Source organism: Kitasatospora sp. NPDC058170, assembly GCF_042883905.1.
Taxonomy (GTDB): domain Bacteria; phylum Actinomycetota; class Actinomycetes; order Streptomycetales; family Streptomycetaceae; genus Kitasatospora.
In genome coordinates this window covers 82,826-103,372 of sequence record NZ_JBHVUV010000015.1, presented here as the reverse complement: position 1 = coordinate 103,372, position 20,547 = coordinate 82,826, and the positions used below count along the sequence as shown (strand labels likewise).

The 20,547-nt window shown below is 75.1% G+C and carries 20 protein-coding genes; 7 read left to right on the top strand and 13 right to left on the bottom strand.

Annotation, left to right across the window (positions count from 1 at the left end; genetic code table 11):
• Positions 1 to 49 precede the first annotated feature (49 nt).
• Positions 50 to 1,363, bottom strand: coding sequence for a D-inositol-3-phosphate glycosyltransferase (gene mshA / locus ACFVVX_RS18510; RefSeq protein ID WP_387946894.1), 1,314 nt, complete (start codon positions 1,361 to 1,363; stop codon positions 50 to 52).
• A gap of 400 nt (positions 1,364 to 1,763) precedes the next feature.
• Here mshA and ACFVVX_RS18505 point away from each other — a divergent pair, with 400 nt between their 5' ends.
• Positions 1,764 to 2,594 (top strand): class I SAM-dependent methyltransferase, encoded by an 831-nt coding sequence (locus tag ACFVVX_RS18505; RefSeq protein ID WP_387946711.1) that lies wholly within the window; start codon positions 1,764 to 1,766, stop codon positions 2,592 to 2,594.
• Positions 2,595 to 2,758: 164 nt separating this feature from the next.
• Here ACFVVX_RS18505 and ACFVVX_RS18500 read toward each other — a convergent pair whose 3' ends face one another.
• A complete protein-coding gene (locus ACFVVX_RS18500) occupies positions 2,759 to 3,361 on the bottom strand; it encodes an O-acetyl-ADP-ribose deacetylase (protein ID WP_387946709.1) in 603 nt (200 codons plus the stop codon).
• A 233-nt stretch (positions 3,362 to 3,594) separates the two neighbouring features.
• Here ACFVVX_RS18500 and ACFVVX_RS18495 point away from each other — a divergent pair, with 233 nt between their 5' ends.
• A complete protein-coding gene (locus tag ACFVVX_RS18495; protein ID WP_387946707.1) occupies positions 3,595 to 5,091 on the top strand; it encodes a PP2C family protein-serine/threonine phosphatase in 1,497 nt (498 codons plus the stop codon).
• 75 nt (positions 5,092 to 5,166) lie between these two features.
• Here the strand turns inward: ACFVVX_RS18495 and ACFVVX_RS18490 are convergent, their stop codons facing one another.
• The 7 genes from ACFVVX_RS18490 to ACFVVX_RS18460 all read right to left on the bottom strand — a co-directional run bounded on the left by ACFVVX_RS18490 (position 5,167) and on the right by ACFVVX_RS18460 (position 11,566).
• Complete coding sequence (locus tag ACFVVX_RS18490; RefSeq protein WP_387946705.1) at positions 5,167 to 5,520, bottom strand: DUF2516 family protein; 354 nt, start codon at positions 5,518 to 5,520, stop codon at positions 5,167 to 5,169.
• Between the two features lie 134 nt (positions 5,521 to 5,654).
• Positions 5,655 to 6,176: a hypothetical protein gene (locus ACFVVX_RS18485; protein ID WP_387946703.1), complete on the bottom strand. Its 522-nt coding sequence runs from the start codon at positions 6,174 to 6,176 to the stop codon at positions 5,655 to 5,657.
• A gap of 18 nt (positions 6,177 to 6,194) precedes the next feature.
• Positions 6,195 to 6,605 (bottom strand): helix-turn-helix domain-containing protein, encoded by a 411-nt coding sequence (locus ACFVVX_RS18480; RefSeq protein ID WP_387946701.1) that lies wholly within the window; start codon positions 6,603 to 6,605, stop codon positions 6,195 to 6,197.
• 103 nt (positions 6,606 to 6,708) lie between these two features.
• Positions 6,709 to 7,818 carry a MerR family transcriptional regulator gene (locus ACFVVX_RS18475; protein WP_387946699.1) on the bottom strand — a complete coding sequence of 370 codons (1,110 nt, stop codon included), beginning with the start codon at positions 7,816 to 7,818 and terminating at the stop codon, positions 6,709 to 6,711.
• A gap of 35 nt (positions 7,819 to 7,853) precedes the next feature.
• Positions 7,854 to 7,979, bottom strand: a complete 126-nt coding sequence (locus tag ACFVVX_RS18470; RefSeq protein ID WP_387946697.1) for a hypothetical protein — start codon at positions 7,977 to 7,979, stop codon at positions 7,854 to 7,856.
• 90 nt (positions 7,980 to 8,069) lie between these two features.
• Positions 8,070 to 8,267, bottom strand: coding sequence for a hypothetical protein (locus tag ACFVVX_RS18465; RefSeq protein ID WP_387946695.1), 198 nt, complete (start codon positions 8,265 to 8,267; stop codon positions 8,070 to 8,072).
• Positions 8,264 to 11,566 carry a DEAD/DEAH box helicase gene (locus ACFVVX_RS18460; protein ID WP_387946693.1) on the bottom strand — a complete coding sequence of 1,101 codons (3,303 nt, stop codon included), beginning with the start codon at positions 11,564 to 11,566 and terminating at the stop codon, positions 8,264 to 8,266. Before ACFVVX_RS18460 ends, ACFVVX_RS18465 begins: the two co-directional genes overlap by 4 nt.
• A 157-nt stretch (positions 11,567 to 11,723) precedes the next feature.
• Here ACFVVX_RS18460 and ACFVVX_RS18455 point away from each other — a divergent pair, with 157 nt between their 5' ends.
• Both ACFVVX_RS18455 and ACFVVX_RS18450 read left to right on the top strand, forming a co-directional pair.
• Complete coding sequence (locus ACFVVX_RS18455; RefSeq protein WP_387946691.1) at positions 11,724 to 12,257, top strand: DinB family protein; 534 nt, start codon at positions 11,724 to 11,726, stop codon at positions 12,255 to 12,257.
• A gap of 182 nt (positions 12,258 to 12,439) precedes the next feature.
• The gene (locus tag ACFVVX_RS18450; RefSeq protein ID WP_387946689.1) at positions 12,440 to 13,048 is read left to right on the top strand and encodes a YceI family protein; all 609 of its coding nucleotides are present in this window, start codon (positions 12,440 to 12,442) and stop codon (positions 13,046 to 13,048) included.
• A 126-nt stretch (positions 13,049 to 13,174) separates the two neighbouring features.
• Here ACFVVX_RS18450 and ACFVVX_RS18445 read toward each other — a convergent pair whose 3' ends face one another.
• A complete protein-coding gene (locus tag ACFVVX_RS18445; RefSeq protein ID WP_387946687.1) occupies positions 13,175 to 14,140 on the bottom strand; it encodes a LysR family transcriptional regulator in 966 nt (321 codons plus the stop codon).
• Positions 14,141 to 14,250: 110 nt separating this feature from the next.
• Between ACFVVX_RS18445 and ACFVVX_RS18440 the strand changes: the two genes are divergently transcribed.
• Both ACFVVX_RS18440 and ACFVVX_RS18435 read left to right on the top strand, forming a co-directional pair.
• Positions 14,251 to 15,561 (top strand): MFS transporter, encoded by a 1,311-nt coding sequence (locus tag ACFVVX_RS18440; RefSeq protein WP_387946685.1) that lies wholly within the window; start codon positions 14,251 to 14,253, stop codon positions 15,559 to 15,561.
• Positions 15,562 to 15,570: 9 nt separating this feature from the next.
• Complete coding sequence (locus ACFVVX_RS18435; RefSeq protein ID WP_387946683.1) at positions 15,571 to 16,056, top strand: macro domain-containing protein; 486 nt, start codon at positions 15,571 to 15,573, stop codon at positions 16,054 to 16,056.
• Here the strand turns inward: ACFVVX_RS18435 and ACFVVX_RS18430 are convergent.
• Positions 16,041 to 16,592 (bottom strand): GNAT family N-acetyltransferase, encoded by a 552-nt coding sequence (locus tag ACFVVX_RS18430; RefSeq protein WP_387946681.1) that lies wholly within the window; start codon positions 16,590 to 16,592, stop codon positions 16,041 to 16,043. The two genes, ACFVVX_RS18435 and ACFVVX_RS18430, sit on opposite strands and share 16 nt — an antisense overlap.
• Before the next feature lie 192 nt (positions 16,593 to 16,784).
• On the opposite strand from ACFVVX_RS18430, the gene ACFVVX_RS18425 reads away from it, so the two are divergent.
• On the top strand, positions 16,785 to 17,588 hold the full coding sequence (locus ACFVVX_RS18425) for a TetR family transcriptional regulator (protein WP_387946892.1): 804 nt from the start codon (positions 16,785 to 16,787) through the stop codon (positions 17,586 to 17,588).
• Between the two features lie 75 nt (positions 17,589 to 17,663).
• Here the strand turns inward: ACFVVX_RS18425 and ACFVVX_RS18420 are convergent, their stop codons facing one another.
• A complete protein-coding gene (locus ACFVVX_RS18420; protein WP_387946679.1) occupies positions 17,664 to 18,968 on the bottom strand; it encodes a GNAT family N-acetyltransferase in 1,305 nt (434 codons plus the stop codon).
• A 140-nt stretch (positions 18,969 to 19,108) separates the two neighbouring features.
• Entirely contained in the window at positions 19,109 to 20,527 is a 1,419-nt protein-coding gene (locus tag ACFVVX_RS18415; protein ID WP_387946677.1) for a C40 family peptidase, read from the bottom strand.
• Positions 20,528 to 20,547 lie beyond the last annotated feature (20 nt).

Genomic DNA, 20,547 nt, shown 5'->3' with positions numbered 1-20,547 from the left:
CGCGCCCGCCGGACGGTCGGTCACCCCCGGCGGCCGCTACCCCGGGCGGTCACACCAGCCGCAGGCGGGAGCCGGTGAGCCGGCCCGCCGGGCGGGCCAGGCTGCCGGCGTAGACCTCGGCGGTGGTCGCCGCCGCGGTGTCCCAGCCGAAGCCGGCCGCGTGCCGGGCCGCCGCCTCGCCCTGCCGGGCCACCAGGGCCGGCTCGGTGACGTACGGCTCCAGTGCGTGCGCCCAGGCCAGCGGGTCGTGGCCGTGCACCAGCGTCCCGGTGCGGCCGTCCCGGACGGCCACCGGAAGACCGCCGACCGCGGCCGCCACCACCGGTGTGCCGCAGGCCTGCGCCTCCAGGGCGACCAGCCCGAAGGACTCGCTGTACGAGGGCATCACCAGCGCCGTCGCGGCCCGGTACCACTCGGCGAGCAGGGCCTGGCCGACCGGCGGGTGGAACCGGACCACGTCGCCGATGCCCAGTTGGGCGGCCAGCTTGTGCAGGCTCTCCGGCCGGGCCAGCCCGGTGCCGGACGGGCCGCCGACCACCGGCACCACCAAGCGCTCGCGCAGCTGCGGCCGGCGCTCCAGCAGCGCGGCGACGGCGCGCAGCAGCACGTCCGGGGCCTTCAGCGGCTGTATCCGGCCGGCGAAGAGCAGGACGGCCGCGTCCTGCGGCAGGCCGAGGCGGGCCCGCGCGGCGCTCCGGGCGCCCGGTCCGCCGGGGCGGAAGACGTCCAGGTTGACGCCGGGGTGGACGACGGCGAGCTGGTCCGGTCGGGCCGCGTAGTGCAGCGCCAGCTCGGCGGCCTCCTCGGTGGTGTTGGCGATCAGCCGGTCGGCGGCCTCCACCACCTGGGTCTCGCCGATGACGCGGGCGGCCGGTTCGGGGGTGTCGCCCTCGGCCAGCGCGGCGTTCTTGACCTTCGCCATGGTGTGCATGGTGTGCACCAGCGGCACTCCCCAGCGCTGGGCGGCCAGCCAGCCGACCTGGCCGGAGAGCCAGTAGTGCGAGTGCACCAGGTCGTAGTGGCCGGGGCGGTGGCCGGCCTCGGTGCGCAGCACCCCGTGGGTGAAGGCGCAGAGCTGGGCCGGCAGGTCCTCCTTGACCAGGCCCTCGTAGGGTCCGGCGGTGACGTGGCGGACCAGGACCCCGGGGGCCAGCTCGACGGTGGGGGCGTCGTCCGAGCAGATCGCCCGGGTGAACACCTCAACCTCGATGTCGAGGTCGGCGAGCCGCTTGGCGAGCTCCACGATGTAGACGTTCATGCCGCCCGCGTCACCGGTACCGGGCTGGTGGAGCGGCGAGGTGTGGACGCTGAGCATCGCTATCCGGCGCGGGCGGCGCTGGCGGCCCGTGACGAGCGACTGGATCCGGCCGCGTGCCGACGGGGTCGGCTGGGCACGGCGTACCGGACGGACGGGGTGCTGGATCACCTGGCTGAAGCCTCCTCTGTGCTGCCCGGTCTCTGCAGCCTTCTGGCCTGCGGTCTGCTGCTCGGTCTGTGCGCGTCCGCCCATGCCGCACCGCCGCGCCGTGGCTGCGGCGCGGCGGTGTGCTGCCCCGTCCGGGCACACATCACCACCAGTGTGCCAACCACCTGGTCACCGATCGGCATTCCCGTCTCGGCCGATGAGATGGCGCGACGGCGGCTGCGGGCCGGACCCGGGTGGTGGACCGGGGGCGGGCGGGGCCGGGCGGGCGCGCCCGGCGCACCCGGTGCGGGGCGACCGCCGGAGGGCGGCGGGCGGGGCTCCGCGTACCCTTCTGGGCATGCCCGCCTCCTTCGACTCCGCCGCCGCGCCCGCCCGCGGGCGCCCGGGGCGGCCGGTGGGAACGGTCACCCGGGGAACCACCAACACCAACCGGCTCCGTCGGATGGACCGCTGGATCGCCCACACGCTGGGCCCGGCGCTGCGCTCCGCCAACCGTCCCCCGGTGGCCGTCGACCTGGGGTACGGCGCCGCGCCGTGGACGGCGGTCGAGCTGTCCGGTCGGCTGCGGGCGGTGCGCCCGGACGTCCGGGTGGTGGGGATCGAGATCGAGCCGGAGCGGGTGGCGGCGGCGCTGCCGTACGCCGAGCCGCCGCTGCTGACCTTCCGCCGCGGTGGTTTCGAGGTGCCGCTGGACGGCGGCGCTCCGGCCGGGCTGATCCGGGCCGCCAACGTGCTGCGGCAGTACGACGAGTCCGCGGTGGCCGGGGTCTGGGAACGGCTCTGCGCCCGGCTGGCCCCGGACGGCCTGCTGGTCGAGGGGACCTGCGACGAGATCGGGCGGCGGCACGTCTGGGTCGCGCTCGGTCCGGAGGGCCCCCGGACGGTCACCTTCGCGGCCCGGCTCGGCGGGCTGGGGCAGCCGTCCGACCTGGCCGAGCGGCTGCCGAAGGCGCTGATCCACCACAACGTGCCGGGTCGCCCGGTGCACGCCTTCCTCGGCGACTTCGACCGGGCCTGGGCGGCGGCGGCGCCGTACGGGGCGTTCGGCGCCCGGCAGCGCTGGGTGGCCGCGTGCACGGCGCTGGCGGGCAGCTGGCCGCTGGTGGACGCGCGCGGGCGCTGGCGGCAGGGCGAGGTCACGGTGCCCTGGACGGCGCTCGCGCCGTAGCCCCGGAGCGCTCCGCGGGCGGTCCGAGCGACCCGGGAGCTGGTGAGCGAGCACGGGGATTCACTCGAACGAGTTATCGAATACCTCTGGCGTGTTGACGCCCCCTCACGCCACCATGGGGACACCCGAGCGGCACCGCCACGGCCGCCCGGGGCACCGACCGCTCAACCACCCGGGGCACCGGCCGCTCGACCACCCGACCCGCCCCGCTCGACCTCGTTCAACCTGTGCAGCTCCGCCTCGAACACCCCGTACGCCTCCGCCCCGAACAGCACGAACCGCACCTCGTCCAGCTCCGCCTCCGCCCCCGGCCGCCGGCCCCGCACCAGGCCGGCGACGGTGCCGAGCGCGATCCGGGCCGCGTCCTCCAGCGGCCACCCGTACACCCCGGCGGACACCGCCGGAAAGGCCACCGAGCTCGCGCCGAGACCCACAGCCGTCCGGAGCGACTCGCGATAGCAGGAAGCCAGCAGCTCGGCCCTGCCGTCGTAGTCCTCCGCCCGATAGACCGGCCCCACCGTGTGCACCACCCAGCGGGCCGGCAGCCGCCCGGCCGTCGTCGCCACGGCCTGCCCGGTGGGCAGGCCCTTGCCCCAGTGCGAGGCGCGCAGCCGCCGGCAGTCCTCCAGGATCAGCGGCCCGCCCTTGCGGTGGATCGCACCGTCCACCCCGCCGCCGCCCAGCAGGGAGGAGTTGGCGGCGTTCACCACCACGTCCACCTGCTGTTCCGTGATGTCACCCTCGACCAGAGTGATCCGCGTCACCATCGTCCAATCCTTTCCTGCCCGCTCCCGCGCCTGCCGGTACGGGCCCCGGCCGTCGTCCTCGTCCATCCATCACACCGCCACCGGCGTGGCAATAGCCACAACGGCGCCGGTCGGCCAGAGAAATCCCCGGAGATCACGTTATGGTCGCGAGACATTCCCCGACGCACGGTGCCAGGCGGGCACTGCGGACGGACTCCGACCGTTACGCACTCGGGGAAAGGGAGGATCAACCGATGCCCGCAACGGGAGACGGGCGGGTACCTGGTACCGCAGACCTGCCGGGCGCCCTCGACGGCGCCCTCTCCAGTCATGCCCGCAAGCGGACCGGTCCCGCCGAGCAGCCGGCCGGACGCGTCATCGTCACTCCCCAGATACCTCACCCCCGGGCGAACGCCGGCAGTGCCCTCCCCTCCCCCGCGTCCTCCCCGGTCGGAGCCCCCACCCCCTCCGCCGCACCGCTCAAGCTGCTGGTGATCGAGGACGACGCCTCCGACGTCCAGCTGATCAAGGCCGCGGTGGCCGACAGCGGCACCTCCATCGAGGTCCACTGGGCCCGCGGCCTGGAGCAGGCCACCGAGCTGCTGGGCAGCGCCCCGTCGTGGAGCCGGCGCGTCCGCGCCCGCGGCAGCGACTTCAGCTGCGTCCTGCTCGACCTCGCCGCCCCCGCTGATCTGGCGCACCCCTCGGACGCCTCCGACGGCCTGGAGGGCCTGCACGAGCTGCTCCGCCGGGCCCCGCACACCGCCGTCGTGGTGCTCACCGACGCCGCCGGAGCCGAGCTGGGCGCCGCCGCCGTGGCGGCGGGCGCCCAGGACTTCCTGATCAAGAACGAGACGGACGGCCCGCTGCTGGCCCGGGCGCTGCGCTACGCGGTCGAGCGCAGGCGGGCCGACGAGTCGCAGCGCCGCCTGGTCGAGGCCGAGCTGCGCGGCCAGGAGAACGCCCGGCTCCAGCGCCACCTGCTGCCCACCCCGCTGCTGGACGGCGCCGGCCTCTCCTTCACCCGGCGCTACCGCCCCGGCCGCCGCCGCGCCCTGCTCGGCGGCGACTTCTACGACGCCGTCCGCACCGACGACGGCACCGTCCACGTGGTGATCGGCGATGTCTGCGGACACGGCCCCGACGAGGCCGCTCTCGGGGTGGCCCTCCGGATAGCGTGGCGCACCCTCGTCTTCGCCGGCCTCACCGGCGAGGCCCTGCTGACCACCCTCCAGCACGTCCTGGAGCACGAGCGGCGCAGCGACGAGATCTTCGCGACGCTCTGCATGCTGGTCATCGAGCCCGGCGGGGGCCCCGGCGAGCTCACCTCGCTCGGCGCCGCCGAGTACGCCCGGCTCTATCTGGCCGGCCACCCCTCGCCGCTGCTGCTGAGCCGGGACCGCAAGCCCGTGATGCTCCCCGCCGAGCTCGCCGGGCCCGCGCTGGGCCTGCTGCCCTGCGACGACGGCCAGGCGGTCTGGCCCGCGCACCGGGTCGAACTGCCGCCCGGCTGGCGACTGTTGCTCTACACCGACGGGCTGATCGAAGGCCGGGTCGGCGCCGGCTCCCGCCGCCTCGGCCAGGACGGACTGGCCGATCTGATCGGCGACCACCAGTCCGCCGGTCTGACCAGGGGCCGACTGGTCGACAGCGCCATCGCCGAGGTCGAGGAGCTCAACGGCGGCGCGCTGACGGACGACGTCGCCGTGCTGCTGCTGGAGCGCAACCCCGTCCAGCTGATCCTGGGCTGACCCGGACGGCGACGAGCCCCGGCGCGCGGGACGTCCCGCGCGCCGGGGCTCGATGTCTGTCGCCCTGCCGGCGCTCTACCAGGGCCCGTACGGCCCCATGTTGCGCCGGTCGTCCCGTCCGCCGCCCCGGTTGGTCAGCTCCCGGATCGCCGGACGCACGTCGACCATGTAGACGATCGCCGCGACCAGGCCGCCGAGGGTCAGGAAGCTGGTCAGGAAGTTCGCCCCGAAGAGCAGGTCCAGCCCGAACGCGACACCCAGAAGGGCCAGCCAGAACGGCTTGGTCTTCTTGTCGGCCGCCCGGTAGCCGTCCTCCGGACGGGTGGCGGCGTCGAGAAGCGCGAACAGCTTGAAGCCCAGGATGGCGATGGCCAACCACCAGAACGGATTCAGGTAGTCCAAGTCCAGCAACTGGACCAGTCCGCCCATCACGGCCTCCTCTTCGTCTCGGCTCCGGCACCTTGCCCGCCCATCCTGGCACGGCGCGGCGGGCGGCAAGGGGTCAACGTACCGGGCTCACCTGATGTGCCCCGGCGGGCCGGTCCGCAACCGGCCGCAGTCTGCTACTCGGCGGTCTTCCGCGCGCGGGCGGCCTTCTTCGGCGCGGGCGCGGGCGCGTCCTCGGCCGCGTCGTCCTCGACCAGCTCCGCCTCGACCGGCTCCTGCTCGGCCTTCGCGTCGGCCGGCTGCGGCTCGGCGAGCTCGCCCGGTCGGCCCCGGTCCACGACGCCCTTGCCGCGCTCGGCCAGCTCGTCGTAGGCCTCCTTGGCCTTCACCGCGAGCTCGACGGCCCGGCCGACCTGCTGGAGGGCGAAGGTCTGCGCCTTCTCCTGCAGCACCTTGAGGTCGGTCGGCAGCGTGGTGACGCCGTCCGCGACCTTCGCCTGCGCCTCGACCAGCCGGGCCTGGGCCTCCTGGAGCGCGGCGGTGGCCTTCTCCTGGGTGCCCTTGCGGTCCGCCGCCAGCGCCTCGACCTTGCCTGGCACCTCGCGCAGCTTCTCGTAGGCGAGGTCGCCTGCGCCTGCGAGGGCGTAGAGCGGGGTCGGGTCGCTCAGGGTCTTCTTGATCTCGTCCGTGATCGGCATGGCCGGTCCTCCCGGTGTCTAGGTTTCTGGGCCATCGGCTTGCGGGCCGTCGGCTTGCGGGCCGTCGGACGCCGCGTCCTTGTGAGCGGCGTTCTCCTTGAGGAAGGCGTCGTAGACCGCGAGCAGCGCCTGCTTCTGCTGCTCGTTGATCAGCGGATCGGCCAGGATCGAGGCCCGTAGCTCCAGGCCCTCGCCCCGCCGCTCCTCCAGGATCCCGGCCTGGACGTACAGCGTCTCCGCCGAGATCCGCAGCGCCTTCGCGATCTGCTGCAGGATCTCCGCGCTCGGCTTGCGCAACCCTCGCTCGATCTGGCTGAGGTAGGGGTTGGACACGCCGGCGGCCTCCGCCAGCTGCCGCAGCGAGTACTGCGCGTTCCTCCGCTGCTCGCGGATGTACTCGCCCAGCGAACCGACATTCAGTGAGGCCATGCCACCACCCTGCCCCACCGTGCTTGCAAATGCAAGCACGGTGCTAGCAGTAGCAAACGTTCCTGATGGCGGGCGTGCCGAGGGGCGTAGCCGGGCTCGGGGCTCAGACGGGTTCGGGGATCCGGATCGGCATCAGCAGGGAGAAGGTGCCGTCCCGGCCGGGGGTGCGGATGGCGAGCGGTGCGATGGGGCCGCCGAGTTCGAGCACCAGCTGCTCGGGGGCCCCGGCCCGGAGGGCGTCCAGCAGGAAGTCGCGGTTGACCGCCACCCGGAGGCCGTCACCGACCGGGCCGCCGCCGTCGGCCGGGGCGATGGCGAGGCGGCCGCCCCCGTCGACGGTGAGCACGGTGACCTCGCAGGCGGCTCCGTGCGGACCGGAGGGCAGGCTGCGGGTGGCCCCGGACTCGACGGCGCTGCGCAGCTCGGCGGCGGACAGGCCGATCCGGTGGCCCGGGTCGAGGCGGACCAGTGGACGGTAGTCGGGGTAGTCGTGGTCCAGGGTGGCGCCCTCGATCCGGTGGCCGCCGATCTCGGCCCGGACCAGGCCGGTGCCGAGGGTCAGCTCCGCCTCCTCGGCACCCGCGCCGAGCAGCGCGCGGATGCCGTCGGCCAGGGCGGTCGGGACGACCACGCCGGCCGGGCCGGGCTCGGACGGGGCGCCGTGGACGGGCAGTTCGGCCAGGGCCAGCCGGTAGCGGTCGGTGGCGACCAGGCGCAGCACCCCGCCGTCCAGGTCGAAGAGCACGCCGGCCAGCACCGGCAGTCCGGGATCGTGGCCGACGGCGAAGCGGACGGCGTCCAGGGCGGCGGCCAGTTCCTCGGCGGCGACGGTGAAGCGGTGTTCGGCGGGCGTGGCGGTCACGGGGTTCTCCCTCTGGTCGATCAGCGCTCGGATCAGGGAGAGCTCCCGGCGGGCGTCGGCGAGGCCGTCCTCCAGCCGGCGCAGATGCGCGGCGACCACCCGGTGTGCGGCCCCGGAGCCCGAGGCGGCGCCGAGCACGGCCCGGATGTCGGCGAGCGGCAGACCCACCCGCCGCAGCCGGCAGAGCAGCCGGGCGTCGGCGAGTTGCCGCGGCCCGTACCAGCGGTAGCCGCTCTGCGGGTCGACCCAGGCCGGGGTGAGCACGTCGGCGCCGTCGTAGAAACGCAGCGCGCTGACGCCCAGGCCGCTGTCGCGGGCCAGTTCGCCGATGCTGCGCAGGTCGCTCTCCATACCGGGGGACTCTGGGGTCTCGACCAGGTCGAGGGTCAAGCCGGGCCGGGGGCGTCGCCGGTCCCGGCGGGGTTGCCGGCCCGGCGGCAGGCGGCCCCTGCGCGGGCCCGGGCGACCGCCCCGAAGGCGGAGAGGTCCGGTCCGGCGGAGGTGTCGATCACCCGGGCGACGCTACCGCACCGGGGTCCGGGGAGAGCCCGGCCGGGCGGGCCGGAGGCGCGGTCGGCCCCACCCGGCGCGCCCGTGCGGCCTCAGGCCCGGAAGTGCTCGTAGGCCGGGGCCAGCAGGTCGGCGAGGTCGCTGCCGCGCACGGTGATCCCGGACGGGCCGAGCCGGCGCAGTGAGGGCTCCTCCGGGTCGTCCTGCGCGGGGGCCCCGAGGGTGAAGTCGCCGCGCCAGTAGTCGGCGACCGTCACCGTCTCGGCCGCGGTGTCGTCCTGGTCCGTCATCGCTCCTCCTCCTCGGCCACCGCGTCCCGGGAGAGGGTGACCAGTTCGTGCAGCGCCTCTGCGGAGAGGCCGGTCAGCCACTGCTCGCCCTCCCCCACCACCGCCTCGGCCAACGCGCGCTTGCCCGCCAGCAGTTCGTCGATCCGCTCCTCGATCGTGCCGACGCAGACCAGTCGGCGGACCTGGACGTCCCGGCGCTGGCCGATCCGGAACGCCCGGTCGGTGGCCTGCTCCTCCACCGCGGGGTTCCACCAGCGGTCGAGGTGCACCACCTGGTTGGCGGCGGTGAGGTTGAGGCCGGTGCCGCCGGCGCGCAGCGAGAGCAGGAACACCCGTGGCCCGTCCGGGGACTGGAAGCGGTCCACGAGTTCCTGGCGGCGCGCCCGGGACACCCTGCCGTGCAGGTGGAGCACCTCCTCGCCGAGCCGGCGGGCCAGGTGCGGCTGGAGCATCGCGCCGAACTCCGCGTACTGGGTGAAGACCAGCGTCCGGTCACCGTCGGCGAGGGCCTGCGCGAGGATCTCCTCCAGTCGGGCGACCTTGCCCGACCGATCGCCCAACGCCGAACCGTCGTGCAGCAGTTGGGCCGGGTGATTGCAGGCCTGCTTGAGTTTGCCGATGGCCGCCAGCACGGTGCCGCGCCGCTGTACGCCCTTGATGCCCTGCACCCGCTGCAACAGGTCGGCCACCACGGCCTGGTAGAGACCGGCCTGCTCGGCGGTGAGGTTGCACCAGACGGTCATCTCCTGCTTGGCGGGCAGCTCGGCGGCCACCGCCGGATCGGACTTGAGCCGTCGCAGCACGAACGGGCCGCTGCGGCGCTGGAGTTCGGCGGTGAGGTCGGGGTTGCGGTGCAGTTCGACCGGAATCGCGTAGCGCTCCTTGAAGCGCTCGGCCGAACCGAAGAGGCCGGGGTTGGCGAAGTCCAGGACGGCGTGCAGCTCGGCCAGCCGGTTCTCCACCGGCGTGCCGGTCAGGGCGATCCGGTGCACGGTGACCGGCAGGGCGCGGATCGCCCGGGACTGGGCGGTACCGAGGTTCTTGATGTGCTGCGCCTCGTCGGCGACCACGCGGCGCCAGCGGACCGCGCGCAGTGCCGCGAGGTCGCGCTGGACCAGGCCGTAGGTGGTGACGACCAGGTCCGCTCCCGCGGCGGCGGCGCGCAGTTCGTCCTCGGCGAGGCGGCCGGAGCCGTGGTGGACGTACAGCCGCAGACCGGGGGCGAAGCGCTCGGCCTCCCGCTGCCAGTTGCCGACCAGGGACATCGGGCAGACCAGCAGGGTCGGCCCGGTGGCGCCCTCGGCTCGCTCCACGGCGAGCAGGGCCAGGGTCTGGACGGTCTTGCCGAGGCCCATGTCGTCGGCCAGGACGGCGCCGAGGCCGAGGCCGGCGAGTCCGCGCAGCCAGGCCAACCCGCGTTCCTGGTAAGGGCGCAGGGTGGTGCCGAAGTCGGCCGGGAGCACCGTCGCGGGGGCGGCGGCGGCGCGCCCGGCGAGCAGGTCGCCGAGCGGACCGGCCGCCCGGACGGCGGTGACCGGCAGGCCGGCCACGGTGGCCTCGGGGTCGAGGGCGGTGCGCAGCAGACGGGCGGTGGACATCACGCCGTCGCGGCGGTGGGCGAGGAAGGAGAGCGCGGCGGCGATCTGCGCGGGGTCGGCCTCGATCCACTTGCCGCGTACCCGGACCAGGCCCTGTTTGGCGGCGGCGAGGTCGGCGAGCTCCTGCTCGGTGAGCGGGGCGGCGTCGTCGCCGAGGGCGGCCTGCCAGCGGAAGGCGACCACCGCGTCCCGGTCCACCTGGGCGGCGACGGCGAGCGAGCCGGGGGCGGGGGGCGTGGTGGTCTGCAGGGCGAGCCCGAGCCGGGGGCGGCGGCGCCACCAGGCGGGCAGCAGCACCCCGAAGCCGGCTTCGGCCAGGGCGGGGGCGGCGGTGCGCAGGAAGTCCAGCGCACCGGCCCGGTCGATGGTCAGCGCGGCCGGGCGGGCGCGGTGGCGCAGCCGGTCCAGGGCAGGCCAGCGGTGGGCGGCCCTGGCCAGCTCGGCCGCGAGGACGCCGGCCGGGTCCTCCGCCGCCCGGGCGAGGGCGGCGAGCGAGGAGCCGCCCTCGTGCAGGTCGGCGGCCCGGACCAGCAGGGAGGGCTCGTCGACGGCCTGGAGCAGGAGCTCGACCTGCCAGTGGTCGTCGGAGGGCTGCCCCTCGGGGTCGTCCGGGTCGGGTCCGATCGGCTCCAACAGCCGGAAGCAGAGCCGCAGTCGGGGCTCGGCGGGTTCGGCGGCGGCGTACCAGGCGGCGATCCGGCGCTGCAGTTCGGCGAAGTCGTCCGCGCCGTGGCCGGGGGCGCCGGAGCGGCCGGGCCCGGACACAACGGCGGATGCCGATGCGGGGGCGGGGGCGGATACGGGGGCAGGGGCGGCTGCGGACGCGGCTGCGGGGGCGGATCCGCCGGGGGCCTGCGCATCGGCACGGCCGGGCTCCGGCGCGGGGGCGAGCCGGCCGTCCGCCGAGGACAGGGCGGCGAGCCAGCGTTCGGCGGCGCCCGCGCGGGCGGTGGCGGGCGGGCGCAGCGACGCCGGGGGCGCGTCGGCGAGGGCGGCCCGGGCTTCGGCGTCCACCAGGGCGGTCAGGGCCGCCGCCAGCAGCTCCTCCGCATCGCGCCCGGACGCGCCGCCGACCGGCCACTCGCCCCGGCCGACCGGCGGGCAGCCCGCCGCCAGCGCGGCGGCCTCGCGGCGCTCGGCCGGGCCCGGGTCCGGTCGCCAGCGGGCGTGCGGGGCGCCGTCCTCCCACACCGCCACCGGCAGCACCCGGCCCCGGCCGACCGTCCGCCAGGCGAGGTCGTGGACGCCGGTGAGCCAGCGCAGCGACGGTCCGTAGGTGACCTCGACCCGGCCGGCGCCGGGGAGTTCGGCGCCGGTGACGGCCCAGTGCGGGTCGAACACCTCACCGAGCAGCTGGGCGGCCGACGCCGCGCCGAACAGCAGCGCCGGCACCCGCCACGGCTGCAGGACGGCGGCCCCGCGCCGGGGCGTGACCGGCAGGTCGGGGGACGGCGCGGGCTGCCCGCCGACGGTGGGCAGCAGCAGGGTGGACCACCGCTCGGGGGCCTGCCCGGCCAGCCAGCCCAGACCGGGGCCGATGCCGCCCAGCAGGGCGGCCAGTTCGCCGGCCGGGAGGGCGTAGCCGTGGGCCCGCGGGGCGGGCCGGTCGGCCGGCTCGTGTCCGGCCTCGTAGGCCCGGGCGTCCTCGGCCCAGAGCGCCAGCCGCCCGTCCGCCCGCCAGAGCGCGTGCAGGACGAACATCGGCGGGCCTCCGGGGTCTCGCGGTACGGACCTTCGAAGGGTATCCGGCAACGGAGGCACCAATGAGGACAGGAACTGTCCTAGATCGTGGATACCTTCCGTACTACCGAAGCGGGGAGCCCGCGGCGGGAACCCCACCGACGAGAGGTCGACCACGATGCCCACCCTGGTGAACGCCGAGACCGACGAGCGCGACGCCCTGTTCTCCTTCCTGGAAGCCCAGCGCGGCGGGCTGCGACGGGCCGCCCTCGGCCTGACCGAGGAGCAGGCCGCCGCCACGCCGAGCGCCAGCGCCCTCTCGGTGGCCGGCCTGATCAAGCACGTGGCGCTCTGCGAACGCCACTGGATCAGTGGCGTCCTGCTCGGCCGCGACCTGGGCGAACTGGACCACGCGGAGTCCTTCCGGCTCGGCGAGGGCGAGACCCTGGCCGGCTGGCTGAAGGAGTACGAGGAGATCGCGGCGGAGACCGAGGAGGCCGTCCGGGGCCTGCCCGACCTGGAGCACGACGCGCCGCTGCCGGTGGCGCCGTGGTTCCCGCCCGGCGCGCGCCGCTCCGCCCGCTGGGTGCTGCTGCACCTGATCGAGGAGACCGCCCGGCACGCCGGACACGCCGACGTCATCCGCGAGTCGCTGGACGGGCGGACCGCGTTCGAGCTGGTCGCGGCGGTGTTCGGACCGCTGGAGGACTAGGGCTCGCTCAGTCGGTCCCGGCGGATCGGCGCGCGGCGGCGGCCGACAGGGCCGTTCGGGTGGTTCCCGGGGCGTTCCCGGGAACCACCCGACGCCCATGGTTGAACTTTGAACGAAACGGGTCTATGGTGGAGCCAACAAGTTGAAGCCTAAACAAACGGCTTCCGACCCGAGGAGGAGCCATGGGCATCTTCAACCGCACCAAGACCACCACCGCCGTCGCCGTCGCCGAGGCCCCCGCCGGGCCGGAGCTGGGCCACCTCACCGGAGACTGGGCCATCGACACCACCCACAGCGAGGTCGGCTTCTCGGTGCGCCACGCGATGGTGACCAACGTCAAGGGCCGCTTCACCGAGTACGACGGCAAGCTCCACCTGGACGGGACGACGCCGACCAACTCCAGCGCCGAGCTGGTCATCAAGGTCGCGAGCATCGACACCAACCAGGCCCAGCGCGACGAGCACCTGCGCACCGGCGACTTCTTCGCCGCCGAGACCCACCCCGAGATCCGCTTCCGCTCCACCTCCGCCGAGCGGCTGCGCGGCGACTCGTACCGGATGACCGGCGAGCTGACCATCAAGGGCACCACCCGCCAGGTCGTCCTGGACCTGGACTACACCGGCAGCGCCACCGACGCGTACGGCGCCGAGCGGGTCGGCTTCGAGGGCTCGGCCGTCCTGGACCGCACCGACTGGGGCCTGACGTACAACGCCGCCCTGGAGACCGGCGGCGTCCTGATCGGCGAGAAGGTCAAGCTCAGCTTCGACATCTCCGCCGTCAAGGCGGCCTGACCCGACCGCCCGCCACCGCGTCGAGGACGCCTCGCCCCTGCCGACCCCCGAGCGGCAGGGGCGAGGTCGTCCCCGGCCACAACAACCGCCGGGGGCCCGGCAATCCCCGAACCGGCGGGAAAATCGTCAGACCGTCAGCAGCGCCGCGTCCGCGTCCGGCAGCCAGCTGCCCGCGGGGCGGCGCAGCCAGCCCTCGCGCGCGCCGAGCCCCGCCGCCGCCTCGGCCAGCGCCGCCAGCCCGGGGTGGCGCAGCTGCGGACGGCGCACCAGGCTGACCAGGCTGAGCGGCACCGGGTCGACCAACGGCACGTTCACCACGCCGGGGATCAGCGGTCCACCCGTGGTGGTCAGCATCGGATCACCGTGCCGGGTGAGGTAGCGGGCCGTCTCGTCGACCCCGACCGGTGGCACGTACGGCGCGGCCGGCACCAGCCCGTGCTCGCGCAGCAGCCGGGCCCCCAACTCGGCCCACTCGGTGGTGGCCGGGTTGCCGGCGCAGACGTCCACCGGGTGGTCCGCCAACTCCGCGAGACGCAGCACCGGCCGGTCGGCGAGCGGGTGGCCGACCGCCATCATCACCGAGATCCGCTCCAACCGCACCGGGGTCTGGTGGAGTTGGGCGCGCTGTCCGGCCGCCAGCCCGGCGAAGCGGCCGAACGAGACGTCCAGCCGGTGGGCCAGCAGCTCACCGGCCGCCGCCGCGAGGCCGCCGTGGAACCGGGCCAGGATCTCGCCCTGCGGCCAAGCGGCCCGGGCCTGTTCGAGGATCCGGGCGGAGGTCAGATCCGGTCCGGTGACATCGCTGTTCAGGTCGAGGAGCAGCGGGCGGTGCGCGGCGTCCGTGACGAGCTCGTCGTGCAGGTCCAGCAGGCTGCGGGCCTTGGGCAGCAACCGCAGTCCGGCCGGGGTGAGTTCGACGCTGCGGGTGGTGCGGGTGAACAGCGCGTCGCCGAACAGGTCCTCCAGTGAGCGGATGTCCCGGCTGAGCGCCTGCTGGGCGATGTGCAGGCGCTCGGCGGCCCGGCCGAAGTGGAGGGTCTCGGCGGTCGCGACGAAGCCGCGCAGCAGACGGGGGTGCAGGTCACGGGACATGGCGGCAGATTAACAACATGCTGTTGTGAGTGCGGCGAAACAGGTGTTGGACCGCCGGCGGGCGGCACCGCGAGGCTGGGGGCATCCACCCCCCTTCTCTTCGGAGCCCCATGCCTGTCTCCTACCGCCGGCTGTTCGCCCTGCCCGGCACCGCCGCCTTCACCCTGGCCGGGCTGCTCGCCCGCCTCCCGATGTCGATGACCGGCGTCGCCCTGGTGGTGCTGATCAGCGAACGGCGCGGCTCGTACGCGCTGGCGGGCACCGTCGCGGCGGCCGGGCTGGCCACCGGGGCAGTGGCCCTGCCGCTGCTCGGACGGCTGGTGGACCGGTACGGGCAGGCGCGGGTGACCGTACCGACCGTGCTGTACAACGCCGTTCCGCTCACCGGGCTGCTGCTCTGCGTCCGGTCCGACGCGCCCGACTGGACGCTGTACGCCTGCTGGGCGGCGTGCGCGGGCGCGCCGAACATGGGCGGCATGGCCCGGTCCCGCTGGGCGCACCTGTACCGGGCGGACCCGGCGGCCCGGCACCTGGCGAACTCCCTCGAACAGGCGTTGGACGAGCTGTGCTTCATGGCCGGGCCGGTGCTGGCGCTGCTGCTCTGCACCTCGGTGGCGCCGGAGGCCGGGCTGGTCACGGCCGGCGTGCTCGGCACCGCGGGCGCGCTGCTGTTCGCCGCCCAGCGGCGGACCGAGCCGCCGCTCGGCGGACCCGCCGCCGGGGAGCGGCACGGCTCGCCGCTCCGGGTGCCCGGGCTGCGGGTCCTGCTGCTGACCTTCCTGGCGACCGGCGTGATCTTCGGTTCGATGGAGGTCACCACCCTCGCGTACGCCGACGCGCTCGGCCACAAGCCGCTGGCGGGCGGGCTGCTGGGGCTGGTGGCGGGCGGCTCCTGTGCGGCGGGGCTGGTCTTCGGACTGCTGCGGCCGCGCCGGGCGGCGGGCACCCGCTTCCTGCTGGGGATCACGGCGATGGCGGGGCTGCTGCTCCTGCCGCTGGCGGCGGGGCTGGGCGGCGTTGGTCTCGGCGTGCTCGGGGCAGTGCTGTTCGTGGCCGGGTCGGGCACCGCGCCGACCATGGTCACCGGGATGACGCTGGTGCAGGAGCTGCTGCCGCAGCGGCAGCTGAACGAGGGCATGGCGGTCGCGGTGTCCGGCATCGTGGTCGGCATCTCGGCCGGCGCGGCCCTCGGCGGAACGGTCGCCGAACACGCCGCCCCCGGCACCGGCTACTGGCTGCCGGCCGGGGCCGCCACGCTGGCCCTGCTGATCGCCCTCACCGGCCGCCGCCACCTGCGGGTACCGCGCGACCGCGCCGCGACCGGGCCAGCCGGGTCAACCGGAACAGTGGGGACCGCCGGGACGGCAGGAAGCACCGGAACGCCCGAAAGCACCGAGTGCAGTGTCAGTGCCGCCCGCTAGCGTGCGGGCATGGAGACGGCGACCATCCGGTACCTGCGGGGCGATGCCACCGCGCCCCAGGGGAAGGGCGCGAAGGTCATCGCGCATGTCTGCAACGACCTCGGCGGCTGGGGTAAGGGCTTCGTGTTGGCCCTGTCGAAGCGCTGGCCGGAGCCGGAGGCGGCGTTTCGGCGCTGGCACCGGGAGCGCGCGGAGAACGACTTCGGCCTGGGCGCCGTACAGGTGGTGCAGGTCGAGCGGCTCGTCTGGGTGGCGAACATGGTCGGCCAGCGCGGCATCCGGACGGGCCGTTCGACGGGCGTGCCGGTCCGGTACGAGGCGATCGACGCCGCGCTGGAGCGGCTTTCCGGGCAGGCACTCGCGCTCGGCGCCTCCGTCCACCTGCCCCGGATCGGCTGCGGCCTGGCCGGCGGGCGCTGGGAGCTGGTCGAGCCGCTGGTGACGGCACGTCTGGTGGACCGGGGGGTGCCGGTGACGGTCTACGACACCGACTGACCCGCCACCGCGCGCAGTGCCTCGGCCGGCCAGGTGTACTCGTACTCGGGCAACACGTACCCGCCGGGGAAGACGCCCTCCTGCTCGGCGGTGCGGCGCCCGCCCTCGCGCTCGTAGAAGGCGACGGCGCGGGTGTTCCCGCACAGCACCTCCAGGTAGAGGTCGGCCCCGGGGTGCTGCCGCGCGACGTGCTCACACGCCGCGTGCAGCAGTGCGCGGCCGATGCCGCCGCCGGTACGGCCCGGCCGGATGTGCAGGTTGTCGAGCAGGACGCGCCCGTCCGGCTGCGGGACGACGTACGCGAAGCCCACGGCGTTCCCCGCCTCCTCGGCTATCAGGAGCTCGGGGGTGTTGGCCGGCTCGCCGTAGTCGACGGACAGCCGCAGCGCCCAGACCTCGTGCCGCTCGCCGGTGAGCCCGTCGCCGAGCGCCTCCTCCGGAACGATCCCGGTGTAGGCCGTGCGCCAGCTGCGGGCGTGCAGACCGGCGACGGCCGCGGCGTCCTGCGCGGTACCCCGACGAATGGTGGCGTTCATGTGGCGAGCCTCCCACATCTCGGACTTGAACATGTTCAACCCATACCTCTAGAGTCTCCCCATGCTTTTGAACGTGTTCGAAAGAGTCGGGGGCGAGGCGGCGGTACCGGATGCGGAGGGGGCATCCGGTGCTGTCCGCACCGACACCGGCTGGAGCTGAGCGATCCGGCTAGGCTCGTGGCCGTGGACGACCTGGCAGCGACGAACGGAACGAACGGCACCAGCGGCACGGACAGCCCGGAGGGGGCGGACGGTGCGCCGACGACGGCACCGCCCGCCGAGCCGCGCGGCAGCCGCGCCCAGCCGAAGACGGACAAGAGCGAGCAGACCCGCGCGCTGATCCTGGAGACGGCCATGCGGCTGTTCCAGGAACGCGGCTACGAGAAGACGACCATGCGCGCCATCGCCGCCGAGGCGGGCGTCTCGGTCGGCAACGCCTACTACTACTTCTCGTCGAAGGAATTCCTCATCCAGGGGTTCTACGACCGGATGACCTACGAGCACGCCGCCGACGCCCGCCGCCGGATGGCCGGGACCAAGGACTTCACCGAGCGCCTGGAGATCGCGGTGGCCTCCTGGGTCGACTGCGCGGCGCCGTACCACGAGTTCGCCGCCCAGTTCTTCCGCACCGCGGCCGACCCGACCAGCTCGCTGAGCCCGTTCTCCAACGAGTCCCACCCGGCCCGGGCCACCGCGGTCGAGCTGTTCCGCGAGGTGCTGACCGGCTCCGACCTCGCCCCCAAGCTGGACGCCGAACTCGCCGAGCTGCTGCCCGACCTGCTCTGGCTCAACCTGATGATCGTCGTCCTCTACTGGGTCTTCGACCGCACTCCGGACACCGAGCGCACCCGCGAGTACATCCACCGCTCGACCCCGATGGTCGCCCGGGTCATCAACCTCTCCCGCTACCGGGTGTTCCGCCCGATCGTCCGCGACGCCAAGGGCCTGATCCAGGACTTCATCCTCCCCACCATCGGGAAGACGGCCGTCAAGTAGCCCGACGGCCCCCGCCGCCGACCCGGTCGGGGGCGGCGGCGGGGGCCGCAAGGGTCCGCGAGGCGGCGGGACCGGTCAGAAGCTGTCCGGGTTCCAGGCGAGCAGCGGGGTGCGCAGCAGCAGGTCGGCGGCCGCGGCGGCGCCCGGACGGAGCTCGGTGACCAGACCGGCGGCCGCCAGCCTGGGCGCGGTCTCGCCGCCCAGGTAGAGCGAGCCGAGGGCGGCGGCGCCCAGGGCCAGGTCGGCGTCGTCCGTGGTGCGGGTGACCCGGCCGGTGCCGTCGGCGGCGGCCTCGACGGCCCAGCGCCCGGCGACGTAGCCGTCGCGGTCCGTGACGTCGAGCACGATCCGGCCGGGGGCGCCGTACGTCCGGGCGGAGAAGGCCGCCTCGACGTCGAGGACCCGCAGCCACATGAAGTCCGCGTTCTCCGCGTACGGGGTGGCCGCGCGCGGGTCCCTCAGCAGCAACGGCAGCGGATCGTCCGGGCCGATGTTCTCGATGACGACCTTGCGCACCCAGTCCACGGAGAGGACGAAGCGCCACAGCTCGGCGGCGGTGGCCCGGTCGAGGGCGAGGAAGTCGACGACGGTCAGGGTGCAGTTGGGGTAGCTGCCGTCCCAGCTGTCGTCCACCCGGTAGGCCGCGTAACCGGTGACGGTGCCCTCGGCGTCCCGGTGGACGGCCGCGAACGGCTCCTTGAAGTCGAAGCCGGGCACCTGGATCTCGCCGGTCTGGCGCTTCCACCAGATCTCGTCGCGGGCGATCGCGCCGGGCTGGGTGAGCCGCCAGCGGTCGTGCAGCTCGGGGCCCAGCTTGCGCATCTCCTCCATGGTGGCGAAGTCGACCCGCCCGCCGGGCACGGTGGGCAGGTCCGCCCGCAGGCCGCGGGCGCGCTCCAGGTCGACGTCCCAGCCGTGGCCGCGGGTGGCCGGGCCGAAGCCGAACCGGCCGTAGATGTTGTACTCGGCGGCGATCAGGATGGCGACCGGCAGGCCGCGCTCGTGGGCGGCCGCGAGGTCCCGGGTGATCATCCGGGAGAGCAGGCCGCGCCGCCGGTGGGTGGCGCTGACGGTGACGGAGGTGACGGCGTCCGCCTGGACGGTGGCACCTCCGGGGACGGTCAGCTCGGTGTCGAAACTGCGGAAGGTGGCGACGTGGCGTCCGCCGTCCACCGCCGCGAGCAGCCGGCCGGGCTGCCACTGCATCCGCCGGTAGTCGGCGGCGCTCTCCACGTGGGCCCGGAAGAACCCGAGGGCCAGCGCCCTGTCCCACGCGGCGATCTCGTCCTCGGCGATCGCGCGGATCTCGACCTCGGTCACGCCCTCTTGCGGTCGGCTGCTCCCCGGGTCACGGGTCGCGCCGTGCACATCGTTGCCCATCGGCCCACCGTACGACCGGGCCCCGCGGACGGCATCCCATTTATTCCGGCACCGTTCCGGGCGCCGGGGCAGGGCCACCGGCCGGGCCACAGACCACGAGCTACGGACCACGAGCTACGGGCTGCGGGCGACCGACCGGGCTACGGGCGGGCGTAGAAGTCCGGGGTGCCCATGATCCAGAGGCTGGCCTGCTTGACGGGCATGCCGGGGCGGGGTGCCTCGATCATCTGGTCCTCGCCGATGTAGAGGCCGACGTGGTGGATGTCGGCGGCCCGGCCGGTGTCGGTCCAGAAGACCAGGTCGCCGGGGCGGAGCTGGCGGTAGCCGATCGGGGTGCTCTGGGCGTACTGGTCGGCGGCGAAGTGGTTGAGCTGCCGGCCGGCCTGACGCCAGGCCATCATGGTCAGCCCCGAGCAGTCGTAGCCGCCGGGGCCCTCACCGCCCCAGACGTAGGGCAGGCCGATCCTGGAACGGGCGAAGGCCACGGCCGCGGCGGCGCCCTCCGCCGACCACGGGCGGGCGGCGGGCGGCGGCGCGGCCGCACCCTTGGCGACCTTCTCCGCCGCCACAGCGGCAACGGCGGCGGCAACGGCGGCTTCCGCGGCGGCGGCCTTCTCCGCGGCCGCCTTCTCCGCCGCCTCCTTCTCGGCGGCGGCCTTCTCCGCGGCGGCCCGGGCGGCCTCCTCCGCCTCGCGGGCCGCGATCGCCTCCAGCGCCTCCTGCCTCCGGCGCTCCAACTCGACGGTGGTGTTGCGGGCGGCGGCGAGGTCGACGAGCAGCTGTTCGCGGCGCAGGCCGACGGTGACGACCTGGGTCTGCTGCGCCGCGAGCCGCTCCTCCGCGCGCTGCCTGGCGGCGCCGACCTCGGCGGCGGCCCGTTCGGCGGCCTCCGCGGCCTGCCGGGCGGCGGTGGAGGCACGGGTGGCGGCGGCGGCCGTGGAGGTGGCCGCGTCCAGGATCTGGCGGGTCCGGTCGCTGGCGACGCCGACCACGGCGGCCTGGTCGCCGGCCGCGCGCGGACCGTGCGCGCCAAGCAGGGCGTTGATGGCGGAGAGCTCGGCGGTGGTGCCCTGGCGGTACGTTTCGGCGGCCAGCTGGGCGGCGCCCTCGGCGGCCTCGGCCCGCTCGGTCTCGGCCGCGGCGGCCCGCCGGGCGGCGGCGGACTCCTCGGTGCGGGCCCGGTCGAGCGCGAGCCGGGCGCCGTTGTACGCCTCGACGGCCTGCTCGGCGGCCCGGCCGTCCCGGTCGAGTTCCGCCCTGGCGGCGGCGAGCCCGGCCTCGATGGCGGCGACCGAGGCGGCCCGGTGGTCGGCCTCGGCCCGGGAGCGGTCGATGTCCTCGGTCGAGGGATAGGCCTCGTCTGCGGTGCCCGGACCGCCCGCACCCGGTCCCCCGGCACCCTGGCCGGCCGCAGCCGGGGCCGCGGCGTCCACCGGGGCGGCCTGGGAGTTCGGAGAGTTCGGGGAGTCGGGACCGGCCGGGGAGGCAGCGGCGGCGGGGAGCAGCCCGAGCAGGGCGGTGAGGGACAACAGGAGGGTCGGCAGGATCCTGCGCGCCACGGGTCAGCCCTTCTCATGCG